Annotated in this window: 24 protein-coding genes, 1 pseudogene and 1 riboswitch; of the genes and pseudogenes, 4 read left to right on the plus strand and 21 right to left on the minus strand. The window is 38.3% G+C overall.

What is annotated here, in order from left to right; genetic code table 11:
* The first annotated feature begins 2 nt into the window (after nt 1–2).
* On the plus strand, nt 3–599 hold the full coding sequence (gene nrdG, locus IGI80_RS00485; protein WP_002367217.1) for an anaerobic ribonucleoside-triphosphate reductase activating protein: 597 nt from the start codon (nt 3–5) through the stop codon (nt 597–599).
* Between the two features lie 44 nt (nt 600–643).
* Here nrdG and dinB read toward each other — a convergent pair whose 3' ends face one another.
* From dinB to IGI80_RS00565, 16 genes and pseudogenes are all read right to left on the minus strand, one after another.
* Nucleotides 644–1759, minus strand: a complete 1116-nt coding sequence (gene dinB, locus IGI80_RS00490) for a DNA polymerase IV (RefSeq protein ID WP_023894966.1) — start codon at nt 1757–1759, stop codon at nt 644–646.
* Nucleotides 1760–1935: 176 nt separating this feature from the next.
* Entirely contained in the window at nt 1936–2391 is a 456-nt protein-coding gene (locus IGI80_RS00495; RefSeq protein ID WP_438722365.1) for an AraC family transcriptional regulator, read from the minus strand.
* Nucleotides 2392–2625: 234 nt separating this feature from the next.
* Nucleotides 2626–2823: pseudogene (locus IGI80_RS00500) on the minus strand (helix-turn-helix domain-containing protein); the annotation flags it as partial.
* Nucleotides 2824–2996: 173 nt separating this feature from the next.
* Nucleotides 2997–3755, minus strand: a complete 759-nt coding sequence (locus tag IGI80_RS00505) for an ABC transporter permease (protein ID WP_002356377.1) — start codon at nt 3753–3755, stop codon at nt 2997–2999.
* Nucleotides 3739–4401, minus strand: a complete 663-nt coding sequence (locus tag IGI80_RS00510; RefSeq protein WP_438722366.1) for an ABC transporter ATP-binding protein — start codon at nt 4399–4401, stop codon at nt 3739–3741. Before IGI80_RS00510 ends, IGI80_RS00505 begins: the two co-directional genes overlap by 17 nt.
* A gap of 14 nt (nt 4402–4415) precedes the next feature.
* Nucleotides 4416–5288 carry a 16S rRNA (cytidine(1402)-2'-O)-methyltransferase gene (gene rsmI, locus IGI80_RS00515; RefSeq protein ID WP_010710676.1) on the minus strand — a complete coding sequence of 291 codons (873 nt, stop codon included), beginning with the start codon at nt 5286–5288 and terminating at the stop codon, nt 4416–4418.
* 112 nt (nt 5289–5400) lie between these two features.
* Entirely contained in the window at nt 5401–5748 is a 348-nt protein-coding gene (locus IGI80_RS00520) for a DNA replication initiation control protein YabA (protein WP_002356372.1), read from the minus strand.
* Nucleotides 5741–6580 (minus strand): PSP1 domain-containing protein, encoded by an 840-nt coding sequence (locus IGI80_RS00525; protein WP_002356371.1) that lies wholly within the window; start codon nt 6578–6580, stop codon nt 5741–5743. Before IGI80_RS00525 ends, IGI80_RS00520 begins: the two co-directional genes overlap by 8 nt.
* 116 nt (nt 6581–6696) lie before the next feature.
* On the minus strand, nt 6697–7647 hold the full coding sequence (gene holB / locus IGI80_RS00530) for a DNA polymerase III subunit delta' (protein ID WP_194178236.1): 951 nt from the start codon (nt 7645–7647) through the stop codon (nt 6697–6699).
* 1 nt (nt 7648) lies between these two features.
* The gene (locus IGI80_RS00535) at nt 7649–7978 is read right to left on the minus strand and encodes a cyclic-di-AMP receptor (RefSeq protein WP_002356367.1); all 330 of its coding nucleotides are present in this window, start codon (nt 7976–7978) and stop codon (nt 7649–7651) included.
* A gap of 19 nt (nt 7979–7997) precedes the next feature.
* Nucleotides 7998–8636, minus strand: a complete 639-nt coding sequence (gene tmk, locus IGI80_RS00540; RefSeq protein WP_002356366.1) for a dTMP kinase — start codon at nt 8634–8636, stop codon at nt 7998–8000.
* 208 nt (nt 8637–8844) lie between these two features.
* Nucleotides 8845–9441 (minus strand): recombination mediator RecR, encoded by a 597-nt coding sequence (gene recR, locus IGI80_RS00545; protein ID WP_002356363.1) that lies wholly within the window; start codon nt 9439–9441, stop codon nt 8845–8847.
* A 175-nt stretch (nt 9442–9616) separates the two neighbouring features.
* The gene (gene tenA, locus IGI80_RS00550) at nt 9617–10279 is read right to left on the minus strand and encodes a thiaminase II (RefSeq protein ID WP_002362330.1); all 663 of its coding nucleotides are present in this window, start codon (nt 10277–10279) and stop codon (nt 9617–9619) included.
* Nucleotides 10280–10290: 11 nt separating this feature from the next.
* A complete protein-coding gene (locus tag IGI80_RS00555) occupies nt 10291–10944 on the minus strand; it encodes a CbiQ family ECF transporter T component (RefSeq protein WP_002362491.1) in 654 nt (217 codons plus the stop codon).
* Nucleotides 10935–12293, minus strand: coding sequence for an ABC transporter ATP-binding protein (locus tag IGI80_RS00560; RefSeq protein ID WP_002407933.1), 1359 nt, complete (start codon nt 12291–12293; stop codon nt 10935–10937). The genes IGI80_RS00555 and IGI80_RS00560 overlap by 10 nt, the downstream gene beginning before the upstream one ends.
* On the minus strand, nt 12290–12853 hold the full coding sequence (locus tag IGI80_RS00565) for an ECF transporter S component (protein ID WP_002359429.1): 564 nt from the start codon (nt 12851–12853) through the stop codon (nt 12290–12292). Before IGI80_RS00565 ends, IGI80_RS00560 begins: the two co-directional genes overlap by 4 nt.
* Nucleotides 12854–12957: 104 nt before the next feature.
* Nucleotides 12958–13048: riboswitch (TPP riboswitch) on the minus strand.
* 178 nt (nt 13049–13226) lie between these two features.
* Here IGI80_RS00565 and IGI80_RS00570 point away from each other — a divergent pair.
* Both IGI80_RS00570 and IGI80_RS00575 read left to right on the plus strand, forming a co-directional pair.
* The gene (locus IGI80_RS00570; RefSeq protein ID WP_002356353.1) at nt 13227–14012 is read left to right on the plus strand and encodes a TraX family protein; all 786 of its coding nucleotides are present in this window, start codon (nt 13227–13229) and stop codon (nt 14010–14012) included.
* A gap of 163 nt (nt 14013–14175) precedes the next feature.
* Complete coding sequence (locus IGI80_RS00575; protein WP_002407934.1) at nt 14176–15537, plus strand: MFS transporter; 1362 nt, start codon at nt 14176–14178, stop codon at nt 15535–15537.
* 50 nt (nt 15538–15587) lie between these two features.
* On the opposite strand, the gene IGI80_RS00580 is transcribed toward IGI80_RS00575, so the two are convergent.
* On the minus strand, nt 15588–16778 hold the full coding sequence (locus tag IGI80_RS00580; protein WP_002408818.1) for an MFS transporter: 1191 nt from the start codon (nt 16776–16778) through the stop codon (nt 15588–15590).
* 144 nt (nt 16779–16922) lie between these two features.
* Here IGI80_RS00580 and IGI80_RS00585 point away from each other — a divergent pair, with 144 nt between their 5' ends.
* Nucleotides 16923–17279, plus strand: coding sequence for a winged helix-turn-helix transcriptional regulator (locus tag IGI80_RS00585; RefSeq protein ID WP_438722369.1), 357 nt, complete (start codon nt 16923–16925; stop codon nt 17277–17279).
* A gap of 93 nt (nt 17280–17372) precedes the next feature.
* On the opposite strand, the gene thiD is transcribed toward IGI80_RS00585, so the two are convergent.
* From thiD to thiW, 4 genes are read right to left on the minus strand one after another with little or no spacing between them, the layout of a single operon-like run.
* Nucleotides 17373–18203, minus strand: coding sequence for a bifunctional hydroxymethylpyrimidine kinase/phosphomethylpyrimidine kinase (gene thiD, locus IGI80_RS00590; RefSeq protein WP_002362487.1), 831 nt, complete (start codon nt 18201–18203; stop codon nt 17373–17375).
* On the minus strand, nt 18200–18835 hold the full coding sequence (gene thiE / locus IGI80_RS00595; protein WP_002387208.1) for a thiamine phosphate synthase: 636 nt from the start codon (nt 18833–18835) through the stop codon (nt 18200–18202). The genes thiD and thiE overlap by 4 nt, the downstream gene beginning before the upstream one ends.
* Nucleotides 18832–19650 (minus strand): hydroxyethylthiazole kinase, encoded by an 819-nt coding sequence (locus tag IGI80_RS00600; RefSeq protein ID WP_002359422.1) that lies wholly within the window; start codon nt 19648–19650, stop codon nt 18832–18834. The genes thiE and IGI80_RS00600 overlap by 4 nt, the downstream gene beginning before the upstream one ends.
* The gene (thiW, locus tag IGI80_RS00605) at nt 19634–20122 is read right to left on the minus strand and encodes an energy coupling factor transporter S component ThiW (RefSeq protein WP_002356342.1); all 489 of its coding nucleotides are present in this window, start codon (nt 20120–20122) and stop codon (nt 19634–19636) included. Before thiW ends, IGI80_RS00600 begins: the two co-directional genes overlap by 17 nt.
* Nucleotides 20123–20160 lie beyond the last annotated feature (38 nt).

The following is a 20160-nucleotide window of genomic DNA, read 5'->3' on the forward strand; positions in this document are numbered from 1 at the left end:
TGATGCGTAATCCGAAACCACAAGAATGGAAAACCGAAGACTACAGCCAAAAAAAGATTGCCGATTACAAAGCGTTCAACTTTGTTGATGGCGAAGGTGTACGCAATAGTTTATATGTGAGCGGCTGTCTCTTTGCTTGTGAAGGTTGTTTTAACAAAGCTGTCCAAAATTTCAATTACGGTACGCCGTTTACAGAATCTTTAATGAATCAAATTATTGAAGATTTGTCCCATGACTATGTCCAAGGTTTGACTCTTTTGGGTGGTGAACCTTTTCTGAATACAGATGTTTGTCTTAGTGTAGTCAAACGTGTGCGGGAAACATTTGGCTCAGCCAAAGATATCTGGTCTTGGTCTGGGTATACCTTTGAAGAACTACTTTTAGAAACGCCTGATAAGCTTGAACTACTCCATTCAATTGACATTTTAGTTGATGGGCGCTTTGAACTGGCAAAACGTAATTTAAATTTACAATTTCGTGGCAGTAGTAATCAACGGATTATTGATATACCCAAATCACTTGCTGCTGGCAAAGCTGTTATTTGGGAAAAATGTCATGACGCCGAAACGTCTTATGAACAAATCAAAAAATCAATTTAAAAAAGTTAGCCCTTTAGCCATCTCTTGAGGATGTGTCTAAAGGGCTAACTTTTTTCCCATAAAGGTAAAACAATGTTTTCATACGCTAGTGGATCTAAATTCGTTAAAGTAATGCCTAATAAACGGATTCCTTGTTCTAAACCTAAAATATCTTCCCAAATTAAATTCGCTTGATAGAAAAGTTCTTCTTTTTTAGAAATATATTCAGGTAATGTCACACGTTTCGTAATCGTCGTATAGTCAGTATAACGAACTTTCAGGACTACTGTTTTGCCATGCTTTTGCACTCGTTGCAATGCACGCTCAACCCCTGCTGCTAATTGTCTCAATTGAGCCGTAACCTGCTCTTCCGTCGTTAAAGGGGTGCCGTAAGTATGTTCCTTGCCTACCGACTTACGATCTCTAGTCACTTGAACTGGCGCATCATGGATACCGCGGACTTTACGATACAATGAATAACCCATTTTACCGAATAACCGAATCAACGTCATCTCATCTTGCTTGTATAAATCTGCTCCAGTAAAAATCCCTAGTTCATGCATTTTGGGCACTGTTTTTTTCCCGATTCCGTGGAAATCTTCAATCGGTAATGCTTTCAAAAAATCTTCGGCCTCTTCTGGTAAGACAACCGTCAGGCCCTTTGGTTTCTGGAAATCTGATGCTAACTTGGCTAAAAACTTATTGTAACTAACACCTGCCGAGCAAGTTAACTGCAATTCATGCCAAATATCATATTGGATCATTTTCGCAATTTTAATAGCCGACTTACTGTTGACCTTATTTTCAGTTACATCTAAATACGCTTCGTCAATAGATACTGGTTCAATCACATCTGTATAGCGGCGAAAAATTTCACGGATTTCTTGAGAAATTTCACTATATTTCTGATAATTACCTGGCTTAAAAATGGCACTTGGACATAGTTCATACGCCTTTTGAGCACTCATAGCCGAGTGAATACCGTACTGTCGAGCAATATAATTCGCTGTGGTCACCACTCCTTTGCCCCCAGTATCACTTGGATGGCGCGCAATAACTAACGGATGTCCTACTAGCTCTGGATGATCTCGTTCTTCAACTGAAGCAAAAAACGCATCCATATCTATATGTATAATTTTTCTCGACGTATCTTTTTTTAAGGGAAAACGTAATTCGCTCATCATTTTGATTCGCCTCCTCCCTCCATTATATACGAACGTCCGTTCTTTTTCAAATCTAGAATTGTCTAATTAGGTGCAACATTTCATTTTTTATTGAATACTATTTGGAAAAAATTATACATTCAAGAGGTACTTTCTTAAAAAATATCTCCTGAATGTTCAGTGTATTTACTATCTTAGTCTAAAGGGACACACATTTCACAATACCCTTTATCAAGTAATTTTTTATCAAATCTTTCTAGGATAGGTTTTTCAACATTATTAGTAATATTTTGCTGTTTAAATATATCTTCAAACGTCATCCAAAACTGATTAACACCTTCGATGGTATGTTCAATTTGAAAAATCATGTATTTACCACCAGAGAATAAAGAACCAATATTTACATCTTTAGAATTAGGAAATGTCGATACTACGGAAATGCCAACATCATATCTACATTTACCTGGCGCTACCATTTCAGGATTATCTCTAGCAACTGCGTAGATAACAGTATCTTCATTAAATAAACCATTGTTTTGTATCCATTCCTTGAATGTTGCCATTAAGACATAGTTTTCTTCTCCATAAGGACCAATTCGGCGCATATAAGCAAATTGTTGAGTAGGGATAGTTTCAATAGTGTAATTCATAAAAAAATTCTCCAATTCATAGTTAGTTTTAATGACGTCATTTTCTCGAAGTTTCGATAGTATTACTGTATCTCTATATAAAATAAAGAGCAAGAAAATTTTTAAAAATTATAAAGTAACATTCAAAATAATTGAACTAAATGTCTTTGATATTTGGAACAACATTCTTTTTATTTTGGTGGTTTTCATTGAATTAATTTTTGTGATTTATCATAAAACACTTCCATATTTTTGCTTGTTCTTATGACAAGATTTTTGCGCTAAAGAAAGCGAATAGGTTCTAAACTTTGTAGTATTCCTTCTGAGCTCTCTCATAACAGTAGAAGGGCTTCTTTTGATTAAGCGTCCAATTCTACGGATAGTAAATCCAAAACCATGATAGAGAAAGATCATTTCTCGTTCACGTATCGTAAGGTGTGTGTATGAAGTCATAGCTGAATACCTCCTAGTTGATAGAATTCGTCAACACTATTATAACAGGTTTTTTCTCCCTCAATTTTCAGTGTTGTACTTAAATTATACATTCTAGAATTGAAACTTCTTTATTTCAACCAGAAAAAGCTGAAAATCCGTGAAGTTATAAACACAGATTTCCAGCTTTTTAATTAAACAACCAATTGTTTTTGTTGATTATAGTAGCCTTTATAGGCAAGATAAGTTGCAATTACTGAACCAATACTTGTTGCTGATAGCAACATAAAGGTCACCATAATCTGATATTTTATCGCATGGACCGGATCAACGCCCGCAAAAATTAAGCCTGACATCATCCCAGGCAAACTAACAATTCCGACAGTTTTGGCAGAATCAATCGTCGGTGCCATCCCGGTTTTCACACTTTGTTGGATGATTGGTAAAGAGGCGAGTTTGATAGTTGCACCTAACGCTAGTTTCTCCATTACCGCTTGCCGTTGGTTTTGAAAAAGAGTATCTAAATTGCGATAGCATAAACCAATTGCCACCATCGAATTGCTGGCAATCATCCCACTGATAGGAATGATTTGAGAAGGAATAAATTTAATAGAACCAGAAAAAATCAAAATACCAATGGTAATTCCTGTACTACAACCAATTGCAATGAAAGAAATCAAAAAGCCCTTTTGTAATTGCTGGCTGCGTTTTTTTGCATTAAAGGCTGCGTTGGAAACAATCACCAAAACCATGATGAGCGTTAAAATCAGGTTATTGACTTGAAAAACATATTTTAATAAATAGCCGACTGCGACTAATTGAATGACTGCTCGAATCACACTAATAATAATATCTTTGGTAAAACCTAATTTTTCTTTAGTACTAATAATTAATGCGACCACCACTAGCATGGCTGAAAAAAATAAGGATAAATTATTAACTGCTAAATCCATCTGTCGGCGCCACCTTTCCTGCTACAATACGAATCACTTGCTGTGCTTGCTGAATTTCTTCGGTATCATGCGTGACACGAACCAGCGTGACTCCTTGCTCTTTGTTTAATTGGTTTAACAATTGATTGACAATCTGTTTGCTTTCTTCATCTAATCCCGTTGTAACTTCGTCTAATAATAAAACATCTGGTACAAAAATAATGTTTCGTAGCAAAGCAACCCGTTGTCGCTCACCACCAGAGAGTTCGACTATTTTCTTTTCAAGATAAGCAGCGGGCAATTTCACTTGTTGGAGCAATGCCACGACTTTTTCCTGATTAAACGCTTCTTGTCTGACGGTAAATGGAAATAACAAATTATCATACACGGTTTCACCAAATAAAGTTGGCTGCTGAAAAAAATAAGAAACCTTTTGGCGGTATGTTTCGATTGGTATTGTAGTAATTGGCGCTTCTTGATAAAAAACTTCGCCTTCTGTAGGACTTAATAATGAAGATAAAATTTTTAAAAATGTACTTTTCCCGCTACCTGAAGGACCAACAATTGTTGTATTGCTGCCTGTTTCAAATGACAAATCAATATCAGAAAGAATGCTACGACCATTTACTTGATAAGACACGCCTTCTGCTCGCAATAAATTACTCATGTTTCTCTCCTTTTTTAAATGGAATGATATTCTTTATATACTTCTTGTTTTTTTACATTTCTCAATTTGGCCACTTCTTTGATTGCATCTTTTGAACTCCGTCCCTCTTCCTCCATTAAAACTTGCACATGTTCCTTGAGGGAAATAGCTGGCATTGCGGCTATTGTCTCTTTCTCACCAGTAAATCCGCTAACTAATAAACAACACTCGCCTTTTAGCGTATTTTCTGCTAAATATTCTGTTAGTTCTCCTAAGGTACCTCGTAAATACTCTTCGTGAAGTTTCGTTAATTCTCGACAAATCACAGCGGGGCGTTCTTGACCATAGACTTCAGCAAACGTTGCTACCGTTTTAGCAATCCGATAGGGGGACTCATAAAAAATCTGTGTCGGCCGTTCTTCTTTTAATGCTGATAACACGTCTTTCTGTTCTTTTTTCTTTCTTGGTAAAAAACCATAAAACGTAAATGGCTGTGGTAAAAGACCCGAGGCAATCAAGGCGGTCATTCCTGCCGTAGGTCCTGGCAAGGCAATCACTGCCAGTTCTTCTTCAAGACATGCTGTAACCAATTCATGACCAGGATCACTAATTGAAGGCATACCTGCATCGCTAACTTGGGCAATCGTTTCACCACTCAGCAATCGTGTAATCAGTTGAGGAATTCGCTCTTTGTAATTATGTTCGTGTAAACTAATTTGTGGTGTTGTAATCTCAAAATGATTTAGCAATTTTTGTGTGTTTCTTGTGTCCTCACTAGCAATCACCGTTGCTTCTTTCAATATGTTTAAACAACGAATACTCATATCTTCTAAATTGCCGATCGGTGTTGGGACAAGATACAATTTTCCTTTTGTTGTTTGCTTATCAAAACTTTTTTGTTTTTGCATAGCGCATCCCTCATTTTCCTTTTTCGTTCTATAAATAGATAAAGGTTTGATTTGACAATCGATTGACTGTCAAACCAAACCTTTCCTTTTTATTTGCAGTGTTCCACTAGACTTAACGCGTACGTTCCCCATAAATAACATCAAGACAAAAGGCACATTCTTCATCATTTTCACGTCTTGAACCATATAAAATATTGCAGACATGGAAGCCCTCTTCATAAAGTTTTTCCAAATTCATACGTGATTTTGATAGCTCTTGTTTTTCAGTTTCAGTTGTATTTCCTGCTAACTTATTCAGTTCTTGGAGATGCTCCCGTAAGCGTTGGTTTTCGATTTCCAACGTGGTATTTTTTTCTACCAACTCATGGAGTGCTGCTTTAATTTCTCTTAATTGTGTCACTGAACTGTCTAAATCAGTTTCCAACGAATTTAATCCATCATAGAGCGAACGTTTATCCATTTTGATCACCTTTTTCAGCAGCAACTTTCGCAGTAGCTTCTTTGATTTCTTCGTAATCATAATCCGCTGCGATTTCACGACCATGCAGACGAACTTTGACAATCCGACTTAATAGATTCAACCCGACGACTTTGCCTTTGCCATCTGGTGTTATTACTTCTTTTCCATAATCTGGTAATTCTTTTTTAGCGGCTTCATATTCGTCGTTTTCGTATTTCAAACAACACATTAAGCGGCCACATAATCCCGAAATTTTGACAGGATTTAAAGATAACCCTTGATCTTTAGCCATTTTGATTGAAACTGGCATAAAATCTCCTAGAAATGTTGAGCAACACAGTTGTCTGCCACAAGGGCCAATGCCACCTAATATTTTCGCTTCATCTCGGACACCAATTTGACGTAACTCAATTCGCGTCCGGAAAATAGCCGCTAAGTCTTTGACTAATTCACGAAAATCAATTCGCCCATCTGCCGTAAAGTAAAAAATCATTTTGCTACGATCGAAGGTATATTCTACTCGCACTAATTTCATTTTTAAGTCATGAGCTCGAATTTTTTCATTGGCAATGCTTTTGGCAGCTTCTGCATCAGCCAAATTTTTTTGTTCTTTTTCTAAATCATTGGCTGTTGCTTTATTTAAAATGGGTTTTAGGTCCTCTGGTAAATCGTCTGAATCGACTGTTTTTTTAGGAATAGCAACAGTAGCTAATTGTTTTGACTGTTGAGATTCAACGAGTACTTTCTCATTATAAATATACTCAGATTTTCCAGGAGCAAAATAATAGATATGACCGGCTTCACGGAAGCGAACTCCTACTACTTCTACCATTTTATTCCTCCTAATCTAGTTCAAGTGAACGTCGCTTCAATCGGTTAAGGAACTTGCTGAAACAACTAAGTTCCTACTATATTATGAAACTGAATGCCACTTGGCACTTTTTTCCTTTATGATTTAGGGTGAATCATTTGGATAACTAATTGTTCACAAACATTTTGCCAACTAACATTGGCAGTCCATTTTTGGCGTGCTTTCAAAATTAGCGCCAACCGTTCCGCCTGCTCTTCCGTTACTTTTTTGGCTTGCTGTGTCGCAACACTTTCTTCCAATAATTGACGGTAATAAACCATGAGCAAGTCAAAGCTAAGCGCTTGTTGTTCTTTTTCCTTAAATACTTTGACCATTTTCTTCTGAACGTAGATAAATGCCTGTAAATCATTACTTTTTAGATAAATAAACCATTGCAAAATGATTTCCCTAGCTTCATTAAACCATTCATCTTGAGAGATTTCAACTGCTTTCTCAAAACTATTTGTCAGCTCAGCTAAAAGGGTTGCAGTCTTTTCACCAATCCCCTGTTTGATTAAGCGATCAATTAATGTTTTTTTGACTAATGGTTGAAAATGTAAGGTTTGGCATCGTGATTGAATCGTTGGTAAAATTCGAGAAAGCGAAGTGGTTTCTAAAATAGCTAAAATTTGTCCTTCTGGTTCTTCTAAAAATTTTAAGAGACTATTGGCTGCGCCGGTACTCATTTTATCTGCTTCTTGAATTAAGAAAACTTTTTTAGCAGTCTCAACCCCACTTTTAGAAAACTCCGCTTTTAATTCACGGATTTGGTTCACTTTGATGGTTTGCCCATCTGGCGCAATTCTTAAAACATCTGGATGTTCATTTTCATTAATCCGCACACAATTATGGCATTCGTTACAAGGCTGTTGATTTACTAAATTCGTACAAAAGACATGTTTCGCCATCCATAAGCCAAATTCTTGTTTTCCAGTTCCTGTATCTCCTTCAAAAAGATAAGCATGGGCAAGACGACCATGCTCAAAACTTTTTTGGAGTTGCTTGTACAGCAAAGGTTGCATTTGCTGTAGCTGTTGTGCTTCATTCATCTTAATATTGATGGAATCCTTCAACTGGTAAGACGAAGCAAGTAGCGCCGCCTACTTCAACTTCCACAGGATAAGGAATTTGGCCATCCATTGTGATATCTAAAGTCACAGGTGTTGAAACATATTGTTTTCTTGATTGACATGTTTCTTTAATTAAAGCTAATGTTTCGTCGACACGTTCATCATCAATCCCAATAATAAATGTGCTGTTTCCCGCTTTTAAGAACCCACCTGTTGAGGATAATTTTGTAGCACGAATATTGGCATCAATAAATTCGTTGGCTAATCGGTTACTATCTTTGTCTTGTACAATGGCTAAAATAATCTTCATGGTCTACACCTTCCTATAATTAAAAGTTTTCTGGATAACGTTCAATAATCGCCTGATACGTTGCTTCTACGACAAGTTCTAAACTCATCCGTGCATCAATCTTTTTGATACGTTGTGGATTTTCTTCTGCTAATTTCAAATATTCATGACGAACACGTTGATGAAATTCTAATCCTTCTGAATCTAAGCGATCAATTTGCTGTGTTCGATTTTCTTGAATCCGCCGTAAGCCAGTATCTGAGTCAACGTCTAAATAAATTGTAAAATCTGGTGAGACACCTTCTGTCGCAAACGCATTAATTGAAGCAATGGGGGCAATCCCAATTCTACGCCCAGCGCCTTGGTAGGCTAATGAGCTGTCAACAAAACGATCACATAGGACTAAATGACCCGCTTCCAAAGCTGGCAAGATTTTTTCCACTAAATGTTGACGACGAGCAGCTGCGTAAAGTAAAGCTTCTGTTCGCTCATCCATTCTGTCATTTCTTGGATCTAAAATAACTGTTCGAATCTTTTCGGCAATCGGTATGCCGCCTGGTTCTCTTGTAGTGACAATTTTTCGTTTTGACTCTTTAGCTAATCTTTCAGAAACTTCCTTCAAAACACTGGTTTTGCCAGCGCCATCTGGACCTTCAAATGTTATAAAAATACCCTGCACGTGCGAAAACTCCAATCAATTTTTACTTGTATCTATTATACTTCATCTTGCTCTATCAGTCTAATTGAAATCCTTATGTCCTATTTAAAGTGATGCATCCGCTGAAAAAAAGAAACTGAAAAAGAAGTACGGAAAAGCTTGAACTGCGACATTTTCTCACAGAAACGACCTACTTCGATTTCAACTTCTTTTTCCAACGATGTTTCTTTTAAATTTCTCGACGCCCTTCGACTGCTTTTAGCAAGGTTATTTCATCTGCATATTCAATATCGCTGCCGACAGACAAGCCGTGTGCCAAACGAGTAACGGTGATTCCAGCTGGTTTAATGAGCCGTGATAAATACATCGCCGTCGCTTCTCCTTCAGTGGTAGCGTTTGTTGCTATAATGACCTCTTTCACTTCATCATCGTGCAATCGTTTGATCAAAGAGGCAATATTAATATCTTCTGGTCCTGTTCCTTCCATCGGTGAAAGCACCCCGTGGAGTACGTGATACAAACCTTGATATTCACGCATTTTTTCCATTGCCATAACGTCTTTTGGTTCTTCCACTACTAAAATAATACTACGGTCACGATTTTTATCTTGGCAAATTTCACAAGGATCTTCTTCAGTAATATTTCCGCAAATACTACAGAAATGGAGATCTCTCTTGACACTAATTAGCGCTTTTGCAAAAGCATTAGCATCTTCTTCTTTCATATCAATTGTATAAAAAGCAAGCCGTGTCGCTGTTTTTTGACCAATTCCTGGTAATTTCATATAACTTTCAATCAATTTTGCAATCGGTTCTGGATAATTCATGAGGCTTCTACAGTCCTTTCTTAGCAAGGCGTTTCTGTTATTACTGAGCGAGTTACAACAGATTTTGCGTCACTGAATATCTTATCACGCCCTGTCAAAAAAGCAACTGACAATTACTGCTTTCTAATACAAAAACAAGTCGTTAGTTACGAGCACTAAACGACTTGCTTTTGTATTAACCAATCCAGGTTTCGTGTGTATAGGCCATTTCCCAAAAAGCGTATTCCATCTCACTGCTGATAACAAAAGCGGTGATCATAGCTGCTTGTTCTTGTGGTGAACTTTCTTCATATAATTGGTCTAACAGTTGGCGTTCCTCTTGGACGTGTTGGTACGCTTCCTCCCCAGCATAGGTTTCAATCCAACGTTGGTACAGTGGCTCTGGTGAGTGTTGTTTGACTAACTGTGCACCAATTTCTTGATAGAGCCAAGAACAAGGCAACATACTTGCTGCGGCCGTCTTAGGCGTTCCTTCAATAAGTTGGCGATACATATGAGAAACATAGTGATAAGCGGTTGGTGCAATCGGTGTCGCTGCAACTTCTTCTTCCGTAATTGCTAGTTCTTCAAAAAAAGTTTCACGAATAGCTAATTCGCCCAACGCGAGATTTTCCGCATTTGTTAAGAGTAATTTTTTCAATCGAGGTTGTTGCGTTTGTGCCGCAATCAAGCGATAAAGCTGACTAAAATGTTTTAAATAGTAATGATCTTGAATTAAATAGTAGCGAAAAATCGTTGGACTCAAGGTTCCTTCATGTAACTCTGTGATAAAAGGATGCTGAAAACTTCCTTGCCAAGAAGCTTGCGCTTGTTCTTTGGCTTGTTCTGTAAATGTCATAGGTTTCTCCTTTACGTTAGAAAAATAAACAAATTTGTAAAAATGATGATCAAAATAGCAAGCCCAAGACTGACTTTTGCTGACACAAAATGCTCTTTTCGACTTCTGGTGGCTCCTTCTTCATAGCCATGGGCAGACATTGCTTCCGTATATTTATCTCGCCAAGAAACAGCAACGAGCAGTGTTTTAACATAAAGCATCGGCGACCAAAAATGAAACGTTTTGCCACGGAGTAGGCTTGCTTCTTTTAAATCATTAATTTCTCTTTTCACTTCCGGTAAGGCGTGAACCACCACTAAAATTCCATAAACAAAGTTTGGTGCTAGCCCCTTTTGTTCCAATAACAACAATAATTCTTCAAAATCAACGCCTACAGCAAAAGCTAGTCCTAAACCGGCAAAGGCATACGTTCGACTAAACAAAAGCCAGGCTTGTTGACTACTCGTACCATGCAAATAAATAGACCAAAACGTCCCGATTGCTGGTAAAAGTGGCAAGAAAAATAACCAAAGCAGTAAGCGGGATTTTCGCTGGCCTATTAAAAAAATGACACAACCCATAAAAACCGCCAAATTTGCCAAAATTGACTGAGAAAAAGATAATTCAAAGGTCAAAATAAGAATCAAAGAAGCATAAATTGCTGCATTTGTTTGCTTTATTTGCATGTGGTTCCCTCCTGCCAGATAATCAGTTGTTGCTGCAGCAATTCTATTCGGTAATTGCTCACGCCAGAGAGAGGTTCTAGCCGATGCGTGACGATTAGAAAATCTTGTTGCGCACTTTTTTCTTTGATCCATTCAACAAAATAATTGCATGCTCGCTCATCTAATCCAGCAAAAGGTTCATCTAAAAGTAAACAGTCCAAATCTAAGCTCAGCAAACTAATTAATTGCACCATCTTTTTTTGCCCTTCACTTAGTTGAAAAACACTGTACTCTAGTTTTTCTTTTAAACCTAAAAAAGTTAAGGCTTCCTCTTGTTTTCTTCTTTTTTCTGCTGTCATGTTCTGACCAAACAAAAGCTCTTCTCGTAAAGTCAACGTGACAAACTGACGATTGGCTTGTTGCACCGCTAATGTCATGTGTTGATACAATTTTTTTGAAGCCCGCAAGCGGCGGCCCGCCAAGAACATTTTTCCTTGATATTTTTGTCTCTGAACGATGGCTTTTAATAAGGTGGATTTCCCCGCCCCATTTGGCCCCGTCAACGTGGTAATTCCTTTAAAAAAAAGCGCTTCTTTTTCTTCAAGTAGCACTCGTTTTCCCTGAGACAAACGAAAATTTTTCAATTGGAGCATTGGTTGTTTTACCACAGAAGTTGTAAGCTGAAATGTCTGCGGTTTTGTTTTGATAAACGTCAACGGTTGCTTTTCAAACTGGCCATTTTTCAACGTGACGACTTGGTCCACAACATCAGCGTAATCGTTGAAATCGTGGTCGCACACCAAAATCGTTTTGCCTGCTTGATGGAGTCTTGCTAAAATTTGAATAAATTGTTTTCGAGAGGTTGGATCAATGCTTGCAAAAGGTTCATCTAATAAAAGAATATCTGGGTTCATTGCTAGCAGAACTGTCAACGCCGCTTTTTGTTTTTCACCACCAGATAACGTCGCTAATTCTCGTGTGAATAAGGTTTGAGTCTGTACAAGTTGAAGCGCTGTTTGGATTTTTCGATTCATTTCTTCAGGCGGGATTCCTAAATTTTCTAAAGCAAAAATCAGTTCTCGTTCCAAGGTTTTCATTGTAAATTGTTGACTGGGGTTTTGAAACAGCATGCCAATTTTTTGCGCCTTTTCACGAGTTGATAATTGTCGGCGTTCCATTCCTTCAACCAAAATTTCTCCTTGGTAATCAAGCGGAGCAAATCCGGCAATTAATCGTAAGAGCGTTGATTTTCCACTACCACTATCGCCAATTAATAAGGAAAACGTTCCTTGAGGAATTGCTAAATTTGTCTTTTCAAACAAGGGTTGTTCTCGTGAAAAAGACACAGCTTTTAATTGGATACTATTCATTTTGCCTTCACAGCTAACCCTTGCGCAGACTGATACATTCGTAAAATAACTTTCGTTAAGAAAATACCAAAGAAACAAATAGAAACGAACCGAACGCTAATTAAAGCAATGTTCATCCCCAGACCGTAATTGCCATAACCAAACTTAAAGTATTCATACACATAACTAAAAATAGTCGTCCCAATCGCACTATAAAATAACGTTAGTGTATCGTACCGTTTGTAGCGTGTCACAAAAAAGCCACTTTCACTACCTAGGCCTTGAATCACACCAGAAATTAATACACTAGGTCCGAAATACGAACCATAAAGCATTTCTGCCAAAGCGGCTAAAACTTCCGCCAAAACAGCACTTCCCGCTCGTGGAATCAGCATCGCTGCAATTGGTGCCACCATGGTCCACATTCCAAATAAAAGCTCATTGGCAAATGGACTCAGTCCTAATGGTAACAGCGCAGCATTCAATAACGCATAGAGGAATCCTGCCCCCATAAAAACACCGCCAAACAAAAAGGCTAAAAAAGCGAGTAAGACGACTTGTTGCAATGACCATTTTTTCAATAAAAAAACTCCTTTCTCTTAACAAAAAGCAAAAGGAGTGACTTAAATAAACCCTGATAAAAGAAAACACACTCATCCTAGGACAGAATGAGTGCGTGAAAAATCAAAGTAAATCGGCATTTCCCTGCGACAGTACTAACTGCATCAGGTTCAATGGGTATCATCTCAGCCATAACAGCACCCCAAATGTTTTTTATTAAAATGTACTTTTACTATAGCATAGAATAATTATAAAAACTAGTCTTGGCACTTTTTTCTTTCATCAAAAGCTGAAGAAATCAAACAATTTTGTAAGATAACTGTTAGGCAAATAAATGGTTGGTTTTTCTGGACTTTGTTATATTGTTCTTTATGAAAGAGAGGCGTTTATACTATGGGTAAAACATTAACTGGCTTTCATTTGAAAGTCATTGGGGTTATTTCAATGGTCTTTGACCATCTATTGCAATTTTTTAGTTTTTTAGGCGTGCCTGGTTGGTTCGGATGGATTGGACGAATTGCTGCACCTATTTTCTTATTTGAAAGTTCTGAAGGCTTCATTCACACAAGCAATCGGCGAAAATACATGTTCCGGTTATTGTTAGGCTTCTGGATTATGGGGATTCTGAACGGCATTTTAAATGCGTATTTTTCAACAGGTGGCTTAATTATCAATAATATTTTTGGGACGTTATTTTTAGGTACGGTCTACATGCAGTCTATGGACTATTTTAAACAAAAACAAATTGGTAAAGGGCTTCTTTGGTTTATTGTGCCTTTATTAATCAGTGCCCTACCTCTCGTTGTTTTTAGTTCTCCAGACATATTAAGCAACCCTGCTATCTTAATTGGTTTCCAAATTTTCAATCTGATTGTGCCATCACTAATGATGACAGAAGGTGGGTTTTTATTTGTTCTCTTGGCCGTAGCTTTTTATTTATTCCATGGCAAAAAGTGGTTACAAATTTCAGCAATTGGCGTTGTTGCGTTGATTTCAGCAGCCAGCTATAATTTCCAAGAACTATTCGGGGTGAACCACCAATGGATGATGATTTTAGCAGCGATTCCAATTGTTCTTTATAATGGTGAAAAAGGCCGTGGCATGCGGAATTTCTTTTATATTTTCTATCCAGCTCACATTGCTATTTTTGCAATTATTAGTTTCTTCATGCAACGTTAATTATTTTCTGCTTGACGATTGCCTAAAAACTGTTTACAATGCAACATGTAAACAAATCGTACAGATAACACGCAAGTTGCGTGTCGAGAGAGAGGCGGTTTCTATTCTTATAGAAACTGCTTCTATTTTTTTACGAAAAAATGAAAACTATAGAGGTGATTAAATGGAACAAAAAAACGTACGATTATTCCCTGCCGTTTTAGCGACAGGAATTATGTCTTTTGCTGGCGTATTAATTGAAACAGCAATGAATGTAACCTTTCCGACATTAACAAAGGAATTTGGTGTTTCCACCGGTACCGTGCAGTGGGTGACAACGATTTATTTATTAGTTATTTCTATCATGGTGCCCTTATCCAATTATTTATTAAAAACCTATTCGTTAAGACGCTTATTTATTGTTGCGAATCTTTTCTTTTTGATTGGTTTAGCGATTGATGTCTATTCGCCATCTTTCAGTATCTTGTTATTAGGCCGACTCTTCCAAGGGGCTAGCACTGGGATTGCTTTGCCACTGATGTTTCATATTATTTTGAACTTTACCCCGCTGGAAAAACGGGGAACGATGATGGGGGTAGGCACATTGACCACTTCAATTGCTCCAGCCATTGGTCCAACGTATGGTGGAATTTTAACATCTTCCCTATCTTGGCACGCCATCTTTTTATTCTTAATTCCTGTTTTACTGCTTTCTTTGTTTATGGGATTATCTGCTATTCCAGAAATACCTGTTAAAAAAACCACCACTCTTGATTTGGTTAGTTTAATTGGTATTGCCCTGTTATTTAGTGGTTTGTTGATGTTTTTAAGTAAAATTGGTACATTGTTTGGCTGGCTTTCACTTCTGGCAGCCGTTACTGGCTTTGTTATTTTTTATAAACGAGCAACGACCGCTGAACAGCCACTAGTTCGTTTGACAATTTTAAAAAATCCCGCCTTCGTTTTATTTTTATGTGGCTTTTTAGTTTGTCAATTCTTATTGTTAGGTATTTCCTTTGTCTTACCAAACTTTGTTCAAATCGTCCTTGGAAAAAATGCGTTTGTAGCTGGGCTAGTCATGCTGCCAGGTGCTACAGTCGGGGCCATTTTGGCACCACTTTCTGGACGAGTGTTGGATCAATACGGCGCTAAAAAACCTATATTATTTGGCTTAAGTTTGGCGACAATCGGTTGGCTAGCTTTAACAATTTTACTAGAGATGCCTGTTTTATTAGGATTCGTCGCTGGACATGTTACCTATATGATTGGTCTAGGTTTTGCATACAGTAATATGATGACGACTGGTATGAGCTTGTTAGAGGAGAAAGATTTTGGCGACGGCAATACGTTATTTAATACACTTCAACAATTTTCTGGCGCTATTGCGACGGCCATTGTAGCGACGATTATTAATATCGCTCAAGACCACGCAGATAATTTTGCTCAGGGGACAACGATGGGCTCCCTCATTTCTCTGATTTTCTTGTTAACCTTATTAGTAATTGTTTTAATTGCTTGCTGGAATTATTTCCGCAAAAAAGCTTAAAAAAAAGCAGCTGGTCAGTTCCATAGTAACCAGCTGCTTTTTTTAGTTTTCTAAAGATAGTTGTTTTTTTGTTCTTCTTGCTTCCGAATATAAAGTACGAACAAGACAGCAATTAACACGATAAAACCACCAAAAATCGGTGTATATGTTACTGATAAATGATCTGTGACCACCCCACCTGTCATTGAGCCAACGGTAATCCCAATATTAAAGGCTGCAATATTAAAAGCTGAGGCCAAAGTGATATCTTCTGGAACATACTTTTCCGCTAATTCTACAACATATAGTTGTAAACCAGGTACATTCATAAAGGCAAATAGACCCAACATCAAACTTGCTAATAAGCCTAGAAGACTGTTATCCATTAAAACAGTAATAAATAAAAAGACTAAGGACAGAATTAATAAGCTAAACATTTTTACTAACGAATCTAAGGGTTTTTTATTTGCCCAGTGACCACCTACTGTATTGCCAATTGCGACCATTACGCCATAAACAACTAAAATAATCACTACCGCGTTGGCTGAAAAGCCTAAATTTTCCAATAACGGTGACAAGTACGTATATGCAGCAAACGTTCCACCATAACCAAAAGCAGTAATTAGAAAAGATAAAACGAGGGGTTTGTTCGTAAAAATCCGCGTGATTCCTTTTAAGTCAACCTTCCCTGGTATCGGTAAATTTTTGGGAACTAAAAAATAACTAGCAATCAGTCCCACCAAGCCAATACTGGCTATAAAAAGAAAGGACATATGCCAAGCTGTTTGTTGCCCAATAAACGTCCCTAAAGGTACGCCAGTCACTGTTGCAACCGTTAAGCCCGTAAACATAATAGCAATGGCGCTGGCACGACGTGATGGCGGCACAACATCTGCGGCGATGACAGTCGAAACAGACATGAAAATGCCATGCGCCAATGCAGAAAGTATCCGTCCTACCAATAAAATAATAAACGTTGGCGCAAACGCAGCAATTAAATTCCCACTAATGAAAAGAAGCATAATCCCTAGCATTAATGAGCGACGATTCCATTTTCCTGTCAAAATTGTTAATAACGGCGCCCCAATCGTCACACCTAAAGCGTACAAAGAAACAGTCAAACCTGCTTGGGAAAGACTAATATGAAAACTTTTAACAATCATTGGTAATAAACCCACACTAATAAATTCTGTTGAACCGATTGCGAAAGCATTGATAGCTAATGCAAAGAGCGTTAAATTTGGTGAAATTTTCTTTTCCATTCTCTTCCTCCTAAAAAACATTTGAATTTCAACAAAAATTACTATATACTAAGATTGAAATTTTGATAAGTACCTACTTTTTTGTATCATAGGTACCTTTTAGTAACTTTTGGTTATTATCAACCTATTAAGGAGGAATGTTTTTTGGAAACTCGTACATATGCGATTGGTGTCGAAGCAACGATGGATGTTATTGGCGGCAAATGGAAACCAATTATTCTGTGTAATTTACGGCACGGCGCCATGCGCCCCAGCGATTTAAAACGCGGCATTACTGGCATTAGTCAAAAAATGCTGACAGAACAATTACGGGAACTCGAAGAAGACAACATTATCGAGCGGAAAGTTTACAACCAAGTTCCACCAAAAGTCGAATATTATTTAAGCGATTATGGTCAAAGCCTCTCTGCTGTCTTAGATAACTTATGTAATTGGGGAGAATCCCACGTGGCTCATTTGCAAGAACAAGGCCAAGAAATTTATTTAAAATGTGAAGATTAGTGAATAAAACGTTTATAAACTATATCAAAAAAGAGCTTTAAGCTATTTAAGAGCCTGGGGAAAAATCTAAAATGATTTTTCCCCAGGCTCTTCTTATGCTTTAATAACTTGAATATCTTGCGTTAATTGGGCCCAATGATTAGTGGGTCCGTGGCCATGTCCAACAGAAATTGCTTGGCTAATGGCCCCTTGTATAAACTGTTTGCCAATCACAATCGCCGCTTCTAACGGCGTACCTTTTGCTAATTCGGCTGCGATACACGCTGAAAAAGTATCTCCTGTTCCATGAGTATTTTTCGTTACAATTCGTGGTGCACTTAGCCAAAAGCTCGAACCGTCTTCCATTAACACATAATCAGCCGCTTGTTGATTTGTGCTATGTCCGCCTTTCATAATAATATTTTTTGTGCCCAATTGTTGTAATTTTTTTGCTGCGGTCTGCATTTCTTGCTCTGTCTTGATGGTCGTCTCTAGTAAAACTTCCGCTTCTGGTAAATTAGGTGTCACGACCGTTGCTAGTGGCAACAGTTGCTCTTTAATTGTTTGAACTGCCTCGGCTTCTAACAAATGATGTCCACCTTTAGCCACCATTACAGGATCGACAATCAACGGACCAAAATCAACTTTCTGTAAATTACGAACGACAGCTTCGACACGCTCACTATCTGCTAACATCCCCGTTTTCGCTGCCCCAATTTTAAAATCAGCCGCCAGTGATTGAAATTGTGCATCAATAAATGAACTAGGAATCGGTAAGCTATCTTGTACGCCATACGTATTTTGTGCCGTCAATGCAATGACAATATTTAAGCCAAATGCCTGCCGTGCTTGAAATGTTTTTAAATCTGCTTGCATGCCAGCTCCCCCACCAGAATCAGAACCAGCAATCGTGACTACTTGTGGTGTCAAATTATATTCGGTCATTTTCTCGCCTCCAACATTCGCTCCGTTACACGCATCAACCCTTGAACTTTCTCGGTTATCTGTTCAGCCAGCATAATTTCACTGACCAGTGAAACACCAGCCACTCCCGTTCCCATAAGTTGTTCTATATTTTCTTCTTTGATTCCACCAATCGCTACAACAGGAATCGTGACTGCTGCGGCAATTTCAGAAAGTGTCTGCAAAGAAGTTAACGGACTGTCCTTAGTCGTTGTGGGGAAAATTGCGCCCACGCCTAAATAATCGGCGCCCTCGTTTTCCGCTTCAACTCCTCGTGCCACCGTTTTGGCTGAAACACCTACGATTTTTGTGGACCCAACCAGTTTTCGCACAAGAGCAACCGGTAATTCATCATCCCCTATATGCACACCTGCTGCATCCACTGCCAAGCAAATATCAACACGATCATTAATAATCAACGGAATCTGATACGCATCTGTTACCACTTTAACTTTCACTGCTAATTCGTAAAAGCGCCGTGTTGACACTTCCTTTTCGCGCAGTTGGACCAATGTCACTCCACTGCGACAAGCAGTTTCAATTCGTTTTAAAAATTCAGTATCACTAAAATCATACCGGCCTGTCACCAAATAAACTTTCAATTGCTCTCTCATAGCACTCGTCCTTTCACCGCCTCAAACCAATCCTTCTCCTTCATTAAAAGAGATAACTGATTTAACGTATTTTGGCGAAAATCGGCCAGCCCTTGGCTCTTAGTCTTGGCTTTTTCTCCGCAAAGATTAAAATAGCTCACTGCGGCTACTGCCGCAGTCATTGGCGCGTTGCCTTCACCTAATAAAGCGGCAACTAATGCGCCGACTAAATCGCCCGTGCCAGTGAAACAATCCAACTCAGGAACGCCATTTTGTAAGACAATCACTTGCTCTTGGCTAACCAAAACATCTTGAATCCCTGTTGCTAAAAATACCGTCTGGGGAAACTTTTGTGTTTGTTGACGTAAAGCTTGAATCAGCTCCTCAATTGCTTCTTCACTTTGATCCAAAGGGCTGCCATCCACTCCTCGGCCATGACTCACCAACTGGCAAAAAGTCCGCATTTCTGAAAGATTCCCTTTCACAACGGTTGGCTGATTGTGCACCAGCTTTTCCCCGACTTCACTCCGAATATCACTGGCGCCATAACCGACTAAATCGACTACGGTCGGTTTATTCACTTGCCGAGCATAATCACTAGCTGCTAACAAGCTTTGCTCTCGTTCTTGTGATAAATGGCCTAAATTCAAAACCAAGGCACTGGTTTGCTGAAACAACTGCGGAAATTCCCGGGGATCATCTGCCATAATGGGCTTAGCATCAATATAAAGTAATGCATTCGCCATAGACTCACACGTAATTTCATTCGTAATGCACTGAATTAATGGTGCCGTTGTCAGTGGAAAAATCGTTTCAAACTTAACGCTTGTTTTCATAAAAGTACCCTCCCAAAAATAATTCCTGTGTTTGTTTAAATACTCGAGTTTCTTTCAGTTTTACTAAGACAAGCCAAGCAATCACTGAACCAATCAGTGTGGCACCAATAAATCGTGGTGTATAAATGAACCAATAAAAATTCTGCTTACTGCCAGTAAACCAAACCATTACAGGATAGGACAATAACGAGCCAATGATGCCTGTACCAAAAATTTCCCCTAGCATCGACCAGCCTAATTTTTGTCCCCATTGATAAAATAAACCAGCAAAAAACGCGCCAAAGACGGCACCTGTTAACGCTAATGGCGGAATACCTAAGAATGTCATACGGATTAAGCCGCAGACAAGTGCCATGAGCGTTCCATAAAGAGGACCTAATAAAACTCCGGCAATAATGTTCATGACACTGGACATAGGGGCCATTCCCTCAATTCGCATTAATGGTGATAATACGACGTCCATCGCAATCATTAAAGCTAGTAACGTAACTCTGTGGATTCGATTTTTTT

The sequence above is a fragment of the Enterococcus sp. DIV1420a genome, from assembly GCF_051712165.1.
Taxonomy (GTDB): domain Bacteria; phylum Bacillota; class Bacilli; order Lactobacillales; family Enterococcaceae; genus Enterococcus; species Enterococcus faecalis.